Annotated in this window: 12 protein-coding genes; 2 read left to right on the top strand and 10 right to left on the bottom strand. The window is 58.4% G+C overall.

Annotated elements, in window-relative coordinates:
- Window positions 1–97: 97 nt before the first annotated feature.
- Window positions 98–1,120: an IS110 family transposase gene (locus BDOA9_RS34280; protein WP_025038472.1), complete on the bottom strand. Its 1,023-nt coding sequence runs from the start codon at window positions 1,118–1,120 to the stop codon at window positions 98–100.
- Window positions 1,121–1,122: 2 nt separating this feature from the next.
- On the opposite strand from BDOA9_RS34280, the gene BDOA9_RS40210 reads away from it, so the two are divergent.
- Complete coding sequence (locus BDOA9_RS40210) at window positions 1,123–1,473, top strand: integrase core domain-containing protein (protein WP_445291843.1); 351 nt, start codon at window positions 1,123–1,125, stop codon at window positions 1,471–1,473.
- A gap of 52 nt (window positions 1,474–1,525) precedes the next feature.
- Here BDOA9_RS40210 and BDOA9_RS34275 read toward each other — a convergent pair whose 3' ends face one another.
- The 8 genes from BDOA9_RS34275 to BDOA9_RS34240 all read right to left on the bottom strand — a co-directional run bounded on the left by BDOA9_RS34275 (window position 1,526) and on the right by BDOA9_RS34240 (window position 12,775).
- Window positions 1,526–3,565 (bottom strand): prolyl oligopeptidase family serine peptidase, encoded by a 2,040-nt coding sequence (locus BDOA9_RS34275; protein ID WP_025038471.1) that lies wholly within the window; start codon window positions 3,563–3,565, stop codon window positions 1,526–1,528.
- A gap of 264 nt (window positions 3,566–3,829) precedes the next feature.
- A complete protein-coding gene (locus BDOA9_RS34270) occupies window positions 3,830–5,458 on the bottom strand; it encodes an amidohydrolase (RefSeq protein WP_192859677.1) in 1,629 nt (542 codons plus the stop codon).
- 137 nt (window positions 5,459–5,595) lie between these two features.
- Window positions 5,596–6,843, bottom strand: a complete 1,248-nt coding sequence (locus BDOA9_RS34265; RefSeq protein ID WP_025038469.1) for an ABC transporter substrate-binding protein — start codon at window positions 6,841–6,843, stop codon at window positions 5,596–5,598.
- A 24-nt stretch (window positions 6,844–6,867) separates the two neighbouring features.
- The gene (locus BDOA9_RS34260) at window positions 6,868–7,902 is read right to left on the bottom strand and encodes a branched-chain amino acid ABC transporter permease (protein WP_025038468.1); all 1,035 of its coding nucleotides are present in this window, start codon (window positions 7,900–7,902) and stop codon (window positions 6,868–6,870) included.
- A gap of 4 nt (window positions 7,903–7,906) precedes the next feature.
- Window positions 7,907–8,782, bottom strand: a complete 876-nt coding sequence (locus BDOA9_RS34255; RefSeq protein WP_025038467.1) for a branched-chain amino acid ABC transporter permease — start codon at window positions 8,780–8,782, stop codon at window positions 7,907–7,909.
- Between the two features lie 15 nt (window positions 8,783–8,797).
- Complete coding sequence (locus BDOA9_RS34250) at window positions 8,798–9,511, bottom strand: ABC transporter ATP-binding protein (protein ID WP_025038466.1); 714 nt, start codon at window positions 9,509–9,511, stop codon at window positions 8,798–8,800.
- Window positions 9,508–10,299 carry an ABC transporter ATP-binding protein gene (locus tag BDOA9_RS34245; protein WP_025038465.1) on the bottom strand — a complete coding sequence of 264 codons (792 nt, stop codon included), beginning with the start codon at window positions 10,297–10,299 and terminating at the stop codon, window positions 9,508–9,510. The genes BDOA9_RS34250 and BDOA9_RS34245 overlap by 4 nt, the downstream gene beginning before the upstream one ends.
- A gap of 22 nt (window positions 10,300–10,321) precedes the next feature.
- The gene (locus BDOA9_RS34240; protein ID WP_025038464.1) at window positions 10,322–12,775 is read right to left on the bottom strand and encodes a GcvT family protein; all 2,454 of its coding nucleotides are present in this window, start codon (window positions 12,773–12,775) and stop codon (window positions 10,322–10,324) included.
- Window positions 12,776–12,956: 181 nt separating this feature from the next.
- Here BDOA9_RS34240 and BDOA9_RS34235 point away from each other — a divergent pair, with 181 nt between their 5' ends.
- The gene (locus tag BDOA9_RS34235) at window positions 12,957–13,619 is read left to right on the top strand and encodes a cupin domain-containing protein (protein WP_244521616.1); all 663 of its coding nucleotides are present in this window, start codon (window positions 12,957–12,959) and stop codon (window positions 13,617–13,619) included.
- Window positions 13,620–13,897: 278 nt separating this feature from the next.
- Here BDOA9_RS34235 and BDOA9_RS34230 read toward each other — a convergent pair whose 3' ends face one another.
- Window positions 13,898–15,544 (bottom strand): amidohydrolase, encoded by a 1,647-nt coding sequence (locus tag BDOA9_RS34230; RefSeq protein ID WP_025038462.1) that lies wholly within the window; start codon window positions 15,542–15,544, stop codon window positions 13,898–13,900.
- Window positions 15,545–15,561: the final 17 nt, after the last annotated feature.

Below are 15,561 nucleotides of genomic sequence, written 5' to 3'. Positions count from 1 at the left end.
TTAAAGCTCTTCGGGCTTGCTCGATCCCCAGCTCCGCCGGTGTCCAACATGCTGTCATTTGCCCTCACACCATAACGTGGCCAACACACGCGACAGTTCAGGTCGCGAGCTTAGGCCGATAGAATGCCCCGGTCGTCATCATCGCCCAGACGATCCGGGCCAACTTGTTGGCAACGGCGATGGCGACGACCATCGGCCGACGCCGTTCAAGCAAGGCTTCGATCCAGCCGCCTCCAACCCGGGAGCGTGCCTTTGGGTACCGAACGACGTTGCGTGCTCCGATGACAAGCAAGTGCCTGAGATAGGAATCGCCCTGCTTTGTTATGCGGCCGAGCCGGTCCTTCCCGCCGGTGGAATTCTGCTTAGGCGTCAGGCCAAGCCAGGCCGCGAACTCCCGCCCGGAGCGGAACATGGTCGCGTCCGGCACGGTCGCGGCGAGTGCCGTGGCCGTTATGGGACCGATCCCGGGAACCGAGGACAGCAACTTCGCCATCGGATTTACTCGCTGGATCTCAGCCAGTTCGCGCTCGATGGCCTCGACCTGCCGGCCCAATTCCTTCAGTTGGCTCACAAGGACGGCCATTGCGATGCGGGCGTGGGCCGGTAGCGTCAGTTCTTCGTCATCCAACAAGTCCACTAGACCATCCACCCGTTGCCGGCCTTGCCCGACAATGATTCCGAACTCAGCAAAGTGAGCCCGAATGGCGCAAGCTGTCATGGTGCGTTGGCGGACCAGCAGGCCTCTTGCACGATGAAGCATCAAGAAGCCCTGGTTCTCGGCGCTCTTGATTGGAACGAACCGCATATTGGGACGACTGACGGCTTCGCAGATCGCGGCCGCGTCAGCGGCGTCATTCTTGGCTCCTCTTCGGAGGTAGGGTTTAACATAGGCTGGCGGAATCAATCTGACTTCGTGTCCAAACTGCCCAATCTCCCGCGCCCAGTGGTGAGCAGTCGCGCAGGCCTCAATGCCGACCAGGCAAGGTGCGAGCGAGGAGAAGAACGACACGATCTCGCCTCGCCGGAGACGTTGGCGACAGGCCACTTGGCCTTGGTCATCAACTGCATGGATGTGAAATACGTGCTTCGAAATGTCCAACCCAATTGTTGCGGCTTCCATTGGTGTTGCTCCTTTTAGCGGTTTCGTCCATTGCCAGTATATCGCCGGCGCGAGGGAGCGGGGCCGTCTTCCCCATCAACGGCCGGCTTCGCGACGAGTTGCTCAATGAGAGGCTGTTCACCTCGCTCGGGCAGGTTTGCGGCGTGGTGGCTGCATGGAAGGACGATTACAACAACGTTCGGCCGCACGCTGCGCTCGGCGATCTCACGCCGAGTGAATTTGTCGATTGCAGTGCTTGTCGACCGCAGCGGGGCGAGGCGCGGCGCTATGCCGGGGGCGCCGCGCCCGGCCCCGTTGCTTCACCGAGCCCATTGGGCTCAAATGTCGCCGGGACTCTACTTATTGACGGATGAAAGTTGGGGCTTAGGTCATTCGGACGAACTAATGTACCTGTCTTGAACCTGCTTAGCTAACGATCTCGGACAGTACGAAAGTAAGCCATTCTGCGTTGAGCCGTACGCGAACATCGGCTGCAGCGGCGGCTCCGTGACCCTCGTTTTCGTGGATCCGCATCAAGGCTGGCTTGCCCTTCGCCTGTGCGGATTGCAGACGGGCGATGAACTTCGAGACGTGACACGGCGGGCAACGGGGATCGGTCGCGCCAGCGATCGCCAGAAGCGCCGGATACGCAGCCCCAGCTTTGATCGCGTGATAAGGCGAGGTCGCAAGGATACGCTCAAGATCTTGCGGATCATTTGGATCGCCAAACTCGATGCTGCCGCGGAGGTAGGGTCGATTGAACCAGTCTACGAGGTCAAGAACCGGTACGAGAGGAACAGCTGCAGCCCAAAGGTCTGGTCTTTGTGTCATCGCGACACCGGCCATCATGCCGCCGTTCGACTTTCCAGCGACGGCCAGCTGCGCAGGCCGGGTAAGACCCTTCTCGATGAGATCCTCCGCAACAGCGTAAAGATCATCGTAACCGTTCTGCTTGTTGTGAGCTCTCCCTTCGAGCCACCAGCGAAGCCCAAACTCTGAACCGCCTCGGATGTGTGCGTGAACGAAAATACCGCCGGCCTCGACAATGGCGGCCATGGCACCCGGGAATTCAGGGATGAGCGGACGATTGCTCGCCCCGTACGCGAAGATCAGTGCAGGACGCGGCCCGGCTTCGGTCCGTCTTTTTCCGAGGACATGATACCGCACAGGTGTTCCGTCCTTGGACCGCACTGTCCCTTCCTCCACGATCGCATCCGGAATAGTGATGGCCGGCGCAACAATCGTATCCAGGCCACCGGAAGACGGGTTGTGCTTATAGATGCCCCATGAGGTCGTGAGCGTTGAGACCACAAACAGTGGCGTCGTTTCGAAGGTCGGCCTTGTCAGGTTCATGATCGGAAAGATGCCCTCGGTAATCGCGGCGCGGGCGGGCATGCTGACGCTATCGATGAACTCCCCGTTCAATCCATAAATGTGAACCCCGGAATAAGTGTCGTTGAACAAGGTCACATAGAAGCGGTCTCCTGCAGGGATAACCGTCCTGAAGACGACAGTGGATTCCGGAACGATTTCGCGCCACGTGTCGACTGACCCGTCACCGGCAAGAGGGATACTGACGATCCGCCCCCGATCGGCGCCAACGAACGTTACAGCAATGTATTGATCTGCGAATACCTGACCTGGCAGCCCGCCTTCGGCCTCGGGAATAAAGGAACGCCATTTGGCGTGCGGATCAGCGAGATCGAGCACGGCAATCGGAACCGGATCTGATAGTCCCTGCACCGCGATCGCCCATGTCGTCCCGGGCCGGATGAACACACCCCGGTACTCTGCTTCATGAGGCCAGTCGATCTCGGCTCGGCGGCTGTGCTTTGACGTGAGATCGTGCAGGAAGACTTCGAACCCTCCATCTACCGATCCATTTGGCAATCCTGTAAAATAGAAGCCGCTGTTGTTGGGCAGCCAGTGGACGCCGCCCGTCCAATTGTCCATGAGGGCAATTTCGGGCGCTTCGGGTAGAACTAGGCCTGTCGAGACGTCGACCAAAATGATCCGATTGTTTTCACTACCGTCTTCGCACAATCCGAGCGCGAGTATCTTCGCATCCGAACTTGGGCTGATCCAGGTGACGGTCGGAACGGCCGATTCGAGGCCGGTCGTGTCATAGAGGATGCGTCCGGATGTCGGAAATTCCGGTCCTGTCCAGACGGCCGGCCTGCCGCTTTCCGGATTGATCGAGATCCAAAACCAGGAGCCCGCAGCGAATCTTGGCAACTGGTCGGGCCTGGCGACATCATATCGGCGGATAGCATCCGAAACGAATTCGCGCATCGGAAGTCCGGCAAGGTAGTGCGAGGTCAGCCGATTTTGTTCCGCTACCCACGCTTGAACTCTCGGGCTGTCTTGCGCGAGCCAGTAATATGGATCGGGCACAACCTTCCCGCCCAGCTGAACTGCCGTCGTTTCGGCAGTCGTCACAGGGTAGTCGAAAGCCGAATGATGCATATCATTTCTCCAATTGTGCAGCTGATGCGTGAATTTGCCGACCCAAGCTAACTCTCTCGCTATCGACGCGAGAGCCTGTCCGCACCGGAGCGGCAGCTGATGAGGAGCGGACGACCGGCAAAAGCGCGAAACACCTTCGCACGATGGGCGCCTGAATCGTTTGCGAGCATGCCGACGCGACGTTCATCGGGGCTTGCAAACATGTGACGAACGAATGTCGTGTTTCTAGCCCCTCAAAAAAGTCGCCGAAAATGGAGACCGGCGTCACTTCTGTGACACGGAATTCCGTACCCGGACGCCATCGACGTAGGTCCCAAGTACCCGAATATTGCGCAAATATTCCGCATCGGCGGAAAGCGGACTCTGATCAAGTAAAACAAAGTCCGCACGTTTTCCTTCGACAATGCTTCCGACGAGGTCCTCGATCTGGAGGTGGTAAGCAGCGTCGATTGTGATCGCCTTCAGCGCAGTCGCAATATCGACCTTCTCGCTAGGTCCTATGACCTTGCCAGATTGGGTTTTGCGTGTTGTTGCAAAATACAGACAGAGCATCGGATCCGGCCACGTCATAGGGGAATCGCAATGATAGGAAACGCGCATGCCCAATCGCGCGGCGGTTCCGAACGGTAGTATCGCGTCTCCCCGTTCCGTACCGAACATGCCCGCCCGCATCGGATCGCCCCAGTAGTATGCGAGAGGGTTGAAGAAGCTACAAACGAGTCCGAGGCTATGGGCGCGCTCAACTTGATCTGGCCTCATCGTAGTGCAGTGTTCTAGCCGACAGGGGCCGTTTGCGTTCGGATATTGTTTGAAGAGCTCCTCATACAAGTCGAGCGTAACGTCGACCGTGGTATCTCCCTGAGTGTGCACCGCCAATTGCCAGCCTTGTGAAATTGCCGCGGTCATGAGCCGCTTCTGTTCGTCGACCGTGTACGTGCCTTGGCCGCGGTTGTCAGGGGGGAGGTTTAGCCTCTTGATGGTCAGTTCAGTGTTAAGATAGGGACGCGACACTGCAGCGGTGCCAGCAAAGATCGAGCCGTCCGCCCAAAACTTGATCCCGATCGTCCTGAAGCGATCGTCGCCGCTTCCAAGCGTTGACATGTAGGGCTTGTCAAGAATTCCTGCCTCATAAACACGGATTCTGACGGGGAGAGTTTCTTGCTTGCGGACGGCCTCAAAGTAGCCGGCCCAATCCGGAAACATGCCGATCTCGGCCGCCGTCGTGTATCCTGCAGCGGAGTATTTCGAGAGCCACTTTCGGAGTTCGCGGACTGCGCGGTCTTTTCCACATTTTTCGAAAAAGATGTCGCGCGCGTGCCAGAACGCATTCTCGGTGAATCTTTGCGGGCGTCCCTCCTTGTCGCGGAAAATGTGCCTCTCAAGCGCAGGATCAAGATCTCCGCCCAGACCGCACGCCTCGATCGCTTTACTATTGAGGTATGCAGCGTGAAAGTTGAACACAGTAATTGAAAGTGGATTGTCCGGCGCTATGCTGTCTAGCTCCTCCAAGGATGGCTCTTTCATACCTTCATGCAACGTCGAATCCAGGCCAACCGCCATGATGTACTCGCCAGGTTTGGCTTTCGCCACTCGACGCTTGATCTTGGCGAGAGCGGCGTCGTAGGTCGGTGTGTGTACGGCCCGAATGTCGATAACCGGATCACCCCAACATAACGCGCTGAAGAGAGGGTGCCCGTGCGCCTCAATAAAGCCGGGCAGCAGTGCAGCGCCGTTGAGATCCGTGATTTCCGTTCCTGCCTGACGGAGCGCCAGAACGTGATCCGCAGTACCCACCCGGACAATCTCACCGTCCTCTACGGCGACAGCCGCAGCGATCGGCTGCTTAGGATCCATCGTGACAACTGTGCCGTTCCAGAATATGCGGTCGACCATCTTGCCCCTCAACGTGTCCTTTCGGGTGCCTGTCATGTTCTTCGTGGCAAACAACCCGGTCTGTTATGAAAAGCCGCGGTCTAACGAGGATGCATCCGGCGTTTGGTGCGTTTCCAGGCCGCCCGCGTAGGCTTGAGTTAAGGCTTGTGGGTGTCTTGCAGGTCCTCACTGGAAATAACCTTGCCGAAGTGCACCCAGCGGGTGCCGTCGAACTTCTTCATCTGCAATTGCTTGATGGGATAATAATCGGTTTCACTGGTGGTCATGGTCATGCCGGAAAGAAAGAGAGGCATGGTCACCTGCTGCATGCTCGCTGCCTGCTTCATGACGTTGGCGCGTGTGAGGTCGTCGCCGCACTGTTTGAGCACATGGACTAACGTCTGCGCTACGGTGTATGCGTAAGCGTTGGATTTGGAACTTTTGTCGCCCGCCGGGTAGTACTTGTCCATGAAAGCATAGAAGTCCTTCATGCCCGGGTCGTCAGCCCATTGCGGATCTCCGGAATCTTTGAGGTAGGCCGTCGAAAGAATACCGGTGGATGCCTCAAGGCCAGCGGGCTTCAAAACGTCGTTGACGACGTCGGAAACGTTCGAGAGGATTTGTGTTGGCGTCCAGCCGATCTCGTAGGCCTTCTTGATCGCCTGAGCGGCAAATTTGGGAGTAGCGACGTTGATAAAGGCGTCGGCCCCTGAGGCCTTCAACTTTATCACCTCAGAATCGACCGTCGGCTGGGATGTCTCATATGGCAGCGCGGCGACAATTGTTGAGGTCTTATCGCCCAGTCCGATCTTGAGACCTTTCAGGACGTCCTTGCCGAAATCGTCGTTCTGATACAACACGCCAATCTTGGCGTTCGGCAAGTGTTCCAGAATCCAGCGGGCGTAAACAATGCCCTCGCTTTCGTAACTTGGCTGCCAACCCATGGTCCAGGGAAACTGCTTGGGGTCGCCGAACGTGGCAGCGCCGGACGACACGAAGAGCTGCGGCACCTTCTTTCCATTCATGTACTTCCGAATGGCTATGTTGTTTGCGGTTCCGAGCGGTTGAAAAACAAGAAGAACCTCGTCGCTCTCCACCAATTTGCGCACCTGCTCAACTGATTTTGGCGGCGAATAGCCGTCGTCGTAGGAGATGAACTTGATCTTGCGTCCGTTGATCCCGCCTTCTTCGTTCAGCTTGTTGAAATAGGCGTCAAAGGTCTTGGCGATCGTCGAATAGGCCGATGCCGGGCCGCTGTACGGGTTTGTGTTGCCGATCTTGATTTCGGCATCGGAAGCGCCAGGATCGTACTTGCCCGCGGCATGACCTGGACTCGAAAGCGCCAAACTTGCGCTCAGCAGAAGACCTGCAATGCCGCGTTTGAGGAAGAAGCGTCTGTTCTGCATGTTGTTGCTCCTTATGGAATCCTACTAGTCGTATCGTTTCGACGCGAACGCCCTTGTGGCGCGCAGAAGGCCGCCCACTCCGCTCGGCATGACGTACATGAGAGTGATCAAGACGAGCCCATACACCGCGCCGGATAGGCCCTTGGAGACGGATTCGGCGAGGTTGGGTACGAATAGCACGAAGGCGCCGCCGAAGAGCGCGCCTGGCAACCAGCCGACGCCGCCGACAACAAGACCGACAAGGAGCGCTATGGAGAGCGAGAAGGTGAAGGAGTCGGGCGCGACGAATTGGAGGACGATGGCGCCGAGAGCGCCGGCCACTCCCGTATAAAGAGCGCTAATGCCGAAGGCGAGCGACTTGTACAGGGCCGTGTTGACGCCCATTGATTGAGCCGCGATCGGGTTGTCGCGGATGGCCATCAGAGCCCGCCCACCGCGGCGGGCGATCAGATTGTGAGCGCAAACGTAAGCTGCGATTGTCATCGCCAAGGTGAATAGATAGAGCCATTGGTCCTGATCGAGTGGAAGACCGAAGGGCGCATCGGGTTTGGCGAGCGTGATGCCTGTGACGCCCGCCGTCCAGTTCTCGAAAGGCGAAAGCTTGAAGAGCTGTGGTGTGACGACAGCGAGCGCGAACGTTGCGAGCGCGAGATAAACGCCCTCGAGACGCAGTGCCGGCAGACCGAAAAGGAAGCCGACGACGAAGCAAACGAGCGCTGCTGCCGGCAGGGTCCAGAAATAGCCGATCCCCCAGCGGTCCATCAAGATGGCGGCCGTATATGCGCCTGCCGCGTAGAAGGCGCCATGACCGAGTGACAATTGGCCGTTGATACCGGTCAAGATGTTAAGACCGAGGATGGCGATGGTGTAGACGAGCACCATTGTCATCTGAAAGATGAGGAAATTGCTTACCAAGAAGGGCGCCGCGATCGTGGACCCCAGGCAGACGACGGCAATTGCTAGCTGACGAGCGTTGGGTCGTCGTTGCAGCTGCGCGACGGCCGCGCGTTGAGTTGTCGTAGTGGGCGGTTGCTCCGCGATCGATGTCTCTATCGTCACTTGTTCAGACCCTCTGCACGATGGTGCGACCGAATAGGCCGGTAGGCCTGAAAACGAGGACGATTACGATGAGCAGGAGCGCAATCGGCAGTTTCAGCTCCGAGCCGATGACCGGGACATACGTACCGGCGAGATTCTCGATCACGCCGACGGCGAAGCCCCCGGCGACGGCTCCGGCAGGGTTCGACAAACCGCCAAGCACGGCCCCAGCGAACCCGTAGAGCAGAATCGACAGCATCATGTTCGGCTCCAGGAACACGATGGGTGCGATCAGAACGCCGGCGATCGAGCCAACGGCGGCAGCCATGCCCCAGCCCAGCGCCGCCATCAATCCGACACGGATACCGGCGAGACGGGCTGAGGTCGGATTTTCAGCCGCTGCCCGCATGGCGAGGCCAACTCGCGTATAGCGAAAGAAGGCGTAGAGCAAAGCCAGGACAAGGAGCGTTACGGCGATCATCCCGATTTGCTGATTGCTGATCAGGTTGCCGAACTGTGATCCTGCGCCGAAGGGGCTGGGAAAGGGGCGAGTGGTGAAGTCCCAGATGAAGCTCGCCAGACTGTTGATGACGGCGTAAAGGCCGATAAAAACAACGGCATGGCTCAGGACTGCTGCCTCTCCGAGGGGGCCGATGACAATACGTTCGATCGCTATGCCGCCAGAAAATGAGATAGCCACCGTCAGCGGGATCACGATCCAGTAGGGAAGTCCCCATTGGAGCAGCTGCCAGGCGATGAACGTCGAGAACATCGCCATCTCGCCCTGGGCAAAGTTCAGGTGGTGAATTGCCTGGTATATCATCACGATGGAAAGTGCCATGCAGGCATAGATGCCGCCCGTCGCGACGCCGCTTACCAACTGTTGGATCAGCAACTCCATGTCGTGTGCATCCTCTCAATAGCCCAGATAGGCGGCGCGGATGGACTCGTTGTCGCGGATCTCGGTAACCGACCCCGAAATCAGGATGCGTCCGGTTTCGATCAGGAAGGCCTGCCTTGCGAGTTCAAGGGCGAGCGCGGCGTTCTGTTCGACGATGAGCATGCCAACGCCTTCTTGCTCGTTGACTTTCCGCAGAATCGAGAAGAGTTCGGAGACGATGATCGGAGCGAGGCCGAAAGAGGGCTCGTCGAGCAACATCAGCTTGGGGCGCAACATCAAGGCGCGGGCGACGGCGAGCATCTGCTGCTCGCCGCCTGAGAGCGTACCCGCTTGTTGTCCACAGCGCTCTTTCAATCGCGGGAACCAGTGATAGGCGCGCTCGATATCGTCGTCGATCGAAGCGCGGCCCTTGCGTGTCATGGCCCCGCACCGGAGATTCTCTTCGACCGTCAGGGCGATGAAGGTTCCCCGTCCCTCCGGCACGTGAGCAATGCCGAGGCGCGCGATGTCCTCGGTCGCGCACCTGGCGATGTCGACGCCGTCAAAGACAACGTCGCCGCTGTGCTTGATCATTCCGCAAAGGGCGCGAAGCGTCGTCGTTTTACCCGCGCCGTTGGCACCGAGTAGAGCCGTCACGCCACCTCGCTCGACAGTCAGGTCAATGCCATGAAGGACGCGGAAATCACCATAGGAGGCGCTTAACTTGGTAACGTTCAGAAGCGCTGTCATCGCGTACTTCCCCCAAGATAGGCAGCAACGACGTCGGGATTGCTTTGAACTTCGGGGGGTGCGCCCTCGGCGATCTTCCGGCCGAAATTTAGAACGACGATCTTGTCGGAAACCGACATGACGAGGCCCATATGATGCTCTACGAGGAGCACAGTTACGCCGCGTTCGTCTCTGATCTGGCGGATCAATCGTCCGAGCTCGACGACTTCCTCGTGATTGAGGCCGCCAGCCGGCTCATCGAGGAGAAGCAGCCCGGGTTTGATCGCAAGGGCGCGGGCCAGTTCGACACGCTTTTGCGTTCCGAAAGGCAGCCCGTTGACGGGCACGTCGGCCACGTCGGCGAGATCAAGATAGTCGATCAGCTCTGCGACGACCAAATCGATACGCGTTTCTTGCCGCCGTACCCAGGGAAGCGCCAGAGACTCGGAGAATAGGTCGCTCGCGCTCGTTGAATGGGCGCCTACCCTGATATTGTCGCGCACGGAAAGCCGGCGGAACAGTGACACGTTCTGGAAGGTGCGTCCGATGCCGATCACCGGCATGCGATGGGATGGGCTCGACAGGATGGAGCCGCCTTCGTAGACAATGTCACCGGAGGCAGGCGTGTAGAGCCGACTTAAGCAGTTGAAGAGCGTTGTTTTTCCTGCGCCGTTAGGACCAATCAGGCCCAGGATCTGGCCTCGATGCAGATCAAAACGAACGCCGTCGAGCGCCAGAATCCCGCCGAAACGCACCGCGACGTCGCGCACGGAGAGCTGAGGCTCTGTATCGGCGGCACGCGCGCTCATGACGTTGCTCCTACCGGATGAACTAGGCGAGGATCTTTGAATTTGAGGGATCGTAGTGCGCAGCAAATTGGGCAGAGGCTCTATGACGCCGGCCTGCCACTTCGATCTCGAATTTTGACGTGGACAGAAACGAAGCGTCTACGCCGTCGCCGTTCTCGACGTAGCCCATCGCGAGGGACGCGCCAACGCGATGTCCATACGCCCCCGAGGTGATCGATCCGACCAGCCGTCCATCGGCCCATACCGGCTCCTGATGGTAGACAAGCGGGGCGTCGGCGTCGATCATTCTGAATTGGACTAGTCGGCGGCGTACCGATCCTTGCTCCTTCTGTCGCAGCAACGCCTCGCGGCCGATGAACCCTTGCGGCTTTTCCAATTTCACGGCAAAGCCGAGGCCGGCCTGGTAGGGAGTGTCCTCTGGCCCGATGTCGTGGCCCCAGTGGCGATAGCCCTTTTCCATGCGCATCGAGCCCAAAGCAAAGTAGCCTGCCTGTGATAAACCGTAGTCGGCGCCGGCCTCGACGATCCTGTCAAACACGTGGGCGGCGAACTCTGCCGGCACGTACAGCTCCCACCCGAGTTCGCCGACATAGGTGACGCGACTTGCGCGGAGCTTCGCGTAGCCGATCTCGATTTCCCGGCTGGACGCGAATGGAAAGGCCGAATTCGAAAGGTCGCTTCCTGACAAATGTTCAAGCAGCGGCCTCGCGTGGGGGCCCATCAGACCGAGCATCGGCAATCCCGACGTCACGTCTTGGACAAAGACGTGCGCGCCATCTGAGACGTTGCGTCGCAACCAAACGAAGTCCCGTATTTGCGACGTTGCGGAGGTCACGACCAAGTAAGAGTCCTCGGCAAGCCGGGTGACTGTAACGTCGGCCTCTATTCCCCCGCGCTCGTTGAGGCATTGGGTGTAAACAAGCTTGCCGGCGGGCACGTCCACATTGTTGGCGCAGATCCGGTTGAGGGCTGCACACGCGTCCCGCCCGCCGACCATATATTTGACGAAGCAACTCTGATCGAACAGGGCGACGCGCTCGGCTGCGTTACGGCACTCCTGGCCGACGATATCGAACCAGTTTTGCCGGCCGTATGAATACTTGATCTCCTTCTCTCGGCCGTCGCACGAAAAGTACCCGGGCCTTTCCCAGCCGGCGGCCTCCGTCATCACCGCACCGAAGGCTTTGAGGCGATCATGGAAGACGCTTTGACGAACGTCTCGCGCCGTCGTGTATTGGCGATACGGCCAATGCATATCGAAGAGCAGGCCGAGAGCCTCCTTCGTGCGGTCGTAAAGATATGTCTTGTTCGATTGGAACGGATGCATACGGAGGACGTCGACATCGGCGAGATCGACCGGTGCGTGGCCTTCTTTGACCCAAGACGCGAGCGCCTTTCCGACGCCGCCGGAAGAAAGAATGCCTACGGAATTGAACCCGCAAGCCGTAAAGAGCCCCGACACCTCGGATGTCTCGCCAAGTAGATATCGATTGTCCGGCGTGAAACTTTCGGGTCCATTGAAGAACAGCTGTATGCCGGTATTTGCGAGCACGGGAACGCGATTGACCGCCATCTCGAGAATTCGTTCGAAATGGTCGAAATCCTCAGGCAGAGAGTCGAAACAAAAGTCCGCCGGTATACCGTCGCGAGCCCAGGGTTTTGCTTGTTTTTCGAAACACCCAACGAGAAGCTTGCCTGCATCTTCCTTGTAGTAAGTCTCTTCGTCGGTCACGAACAAAACCGGGAGATCGCGGGGTAATTCCCGGATTGCGTCGGTGACGACGTAGAAGTGTTCTGCTGCATGCAGAGGCAATGAAACGCCGTGCTTCGAGGCAAACTCTCGTGACCACATGCCGCCGCAAATGACGACTTTCTTGGCCCGGATGTCGCCTTCGTTCGTCGAGACGCCTGCGGCGCGCCCGTGTTCGATCAGGATCCGGTCGACGCGCAGGTTTTCGACGATTTTCGCTCCGCCCATCCGCGCGCCCTTCGCAAAGGCTTGCGTCACGTCGGCGGGATTCACTTGACCATCTTTGGGAGCCCATATCCCTCCCATGATCCCATCGAGGTTGAGAAGAGGCCAGCGCTCCTTGATCTGTGCAGGCGAGACGGCGTGCATCTCGAGGCCGAAGTTGCGACCCATCGAAGCTCCGCGCAGCAATTCCTCCAGGCGGCCAGGACTCTTGGCGATCCGAAGAGCGCCATTTTGTTTGAAGCCCGTTTCTTGTCCGGTCTCGGGGCCAAGACTGTGGAAGAGCTCTCCAGTGTACTTGGCTAGTTCCGTCATGTTTCGGGTCGCGCGCAGTTGCGTCACGAGGCCCGCGGCATGCCATGTCGTGCCGGATGTCAGCTGCTTGCGTTCCAGCAAGACAACGTCGCTCACGCCGAGCTTGGTCAGGTGATAGGCGACTGAACAGCCAGCTATGCCGCCGCCGATGACTACGACTTCGGCGTTTCCAGGAATCCTTGCCGCCATTTCATCCCTACATTATGAATTGATGTCCATTAAAGTACACAAAAGTGAACCTATCAAGCATAAAAGAAAACTTTGCTGTTTTTGTCGTGGGCGGAATCTATGCGAAAGGAGTAAGGGGTGCGGCTGGAGGTGATGGGCCGAGACATGTCAGGCCTGCACACGACCAGTTCAGGGAGCGAACATGAGTTCGATGATCAGGACGCCGCCCAAGATGCTGCGCCCCGCCAATCTCGAGGGACTGGCCGAGCAAGCTGAGCAGCCGGTGAACGTGGAACAATTGCTCAATGTCGGCGACCGTATCGGGGGAGAGATCAAGAACCTGCGCAAGGCGCGCGGCATAACGCTCGACGCGCTTAGCGACGCCGCGGGGTTGTCAAAGGGATATCTCAGTCAGATCGAGCGTGGCGTCTCGAGCCCTTCGGTGAAAGCTCTTCACAGTATTAGCCGGGCACTGGGGGTTACCATCAGCTGGTTTTTTCCACCCAACGCTGATGTCGACGGCGATTTGCGTGACTATGTCGTGAGGGCAAAGTCGCGACGGAAGCTGACCTTCGTGGGCGGCATTACTGATGAGCTTCTATCCCCGAATCTTGGGCGGCAGCTCGAGCTTTTAAGGTGCACATTCCCTCCTGGCTCCGAAAGCGGCAAAGAAGCTTACACGCATCAGGGTGAAGAAGCCGGATATGTCGTTTCTGGGGAGCTCGACCTTTGGATCGGCCAGCATCATGTCGTCTTGCGTGAAGGTGATAGTTTTGCGTTCGCGAGCGACCTTCCCCATCGCTACGCCAACACGAACGAGCGCGAGTGCGTGGTCATCTGGGCCATTACGCCTCCAAGCTATTGACGACGAACGGGAGACGTTATGACGACGCGTCTCCTCGAAGCCGGCGATCATCGGCTGAAATTGGCGACCTCTGTTGTAAGGCAATCGCGAGGCCTCGCCTGGCCGGAATGGCCGTCGCTTGAATTGGCACGCGGAAAGGATAACCTCTCAACAACAAATAACCGTCGCGGGTACAGGGGTGGAATTGGCTAAACAAAAAAAGGGCCATCGCGAAGATGGCCCAGTCTGGGAGGAAACCCTTTCGAGCAAAGTCAACCGCGCACGCAATCCCGCTTGGGTCAGTTCGAGGATGCTCTAAGAAAGTCGCCCGTATCGGCTCCGCCGAGAACGGTCCCCACGATCGGTATCTGAAGGATTTGATCGGCTTCGCAGAGAACCGGATCGCGGCCAAGGATGACGAAATCTGCGAACTTGCCGACGGCGACGCTCCCGACTTTATCCTCCATCTGCAACTGATAAGCAGCGTCGATCGTAATTGCCTTCAGCGCTTCTTCCATCGAAACGCGCTGGTCGGGACCAAGCACGGCTCCTCTCATTGTGCGCCGATTTACAGCGACGTCGAGACAGACCAGAGCGTCCGGCCATGTCATTGGAGAATCGCAATGATATGACACTCGCATGCCCTTCCTCGAGGCCGAGCCCGAGGGCACGAAGTGAGCCGCGCGCTCTTCGCCTAGAAGGTAATCCCGAAGCGCTTCGCCCCAATGATGGATGTAGGGCAAGAAGTACGAGCACGCGACGTTCAGCCGGATGGCGCGATCGATCTGGTCTTCGCGCATGATCCCACAATGCTCGATACGAAGCGGACCCGAGACGTTTTCAGCGCCGACCTCGTTGATAACTCTCTCGTACACGTCGAGGACCATGTCGATGGTGCGATCGCCATGGGCGTGAACCGACATCTGCCAGCCCTCGCCCACATATTTGCCAACCAGATCGTACAGTTTCGCTTCGGAGATGTTGGAATGCCCCGTGCTGTTCTCGGGTAGCCCCATGCCCTTGATCGTCATCTTGTTGTTCAGGTACGGGCTTGTCGTCCATACGTTGCCTAGAAGCACGGAGCCGTCCGCATGGAGCTTGGTGCCGATCATCCGGAAGTCGTCATCGCCAAAATTCCGGGCAACTGTCACCTCACCGCCGAGATGTTTGGCTTCGTACCCGACGATCCGGAGCGGGTTCGGACGCGATTTCACCAGGGCGTAGAGCATGGGGGCTGCGCCGGGTTCAACCATGATTTCGGAAGTCGTGGTGTACCCTGCCCGGACGAACTTCCGCACCCAGTCCTCGAAGCTGCGCTTCTTCCGCTCCTCGCCGCAAATGCTATAAAAACGGTTGCACAATTGCCAGGCGGCGGTCTCGGCAAACTTCCACGGAAGCCCGTCTGCGGCGGCAAAGACCTTTCCGCCTAACGGCGGATTGTAATTGGCGTCGATTCCAAAAGCAGTAAGAGCCTTGCTGTTTATGAATACGCCATGAAAATTGATCGTCTGAACGACAATCGGATTGTTCGGGGCTATGTCGTCGAGAAGGTCACGGGAAGGCTCCTCCATGCCTTCGTGCAATTGCGGATCAAGTCCGAGAAACCAGATGATCTCCTCAGGTTTGGCCTTTGCAACGCGGCGCCGCATCTTCGCGATCACCGCGGAAAACGTCGGCTCGTGCACCGCTCGAATGTCGACCACCGGGTCGCCCCAGGCCAGCGCGCTCATCATCGGGTGGCTGTGGGCCTCGACGAAGCCCGGCAGCATCGCACGTCCCTGAAGGTCTGTTCGGATTGTGCCGGCTACTATCAGCTTTTCGATCTCGCCTCTCGAGCCGACCGCGAGAATCCTGCCGTCCCGAACGGCAACGGCCTCGACGAGCGGATTTGCCGGATCCATGGTCCGGATAGGGCCACCAAAGAAAATTCGCTCAGCTGTTTTCATTTCGGCACCTTCGGGGT

Origin of the sequence: Bradyrhizobium sp. DOA9 (assembly GCF_000617845.2) — a bacterium.
Taxonomy (GTDB): domain Bacteria; phylum Pseudomonadota; class Alphaproteobacteria; order Rhizobiales; family Xanthobacteraceae; genus Bradyrhizobium.
This window is presented reverse-complemented; position numbering and strand designations above follow the sequence as displayed.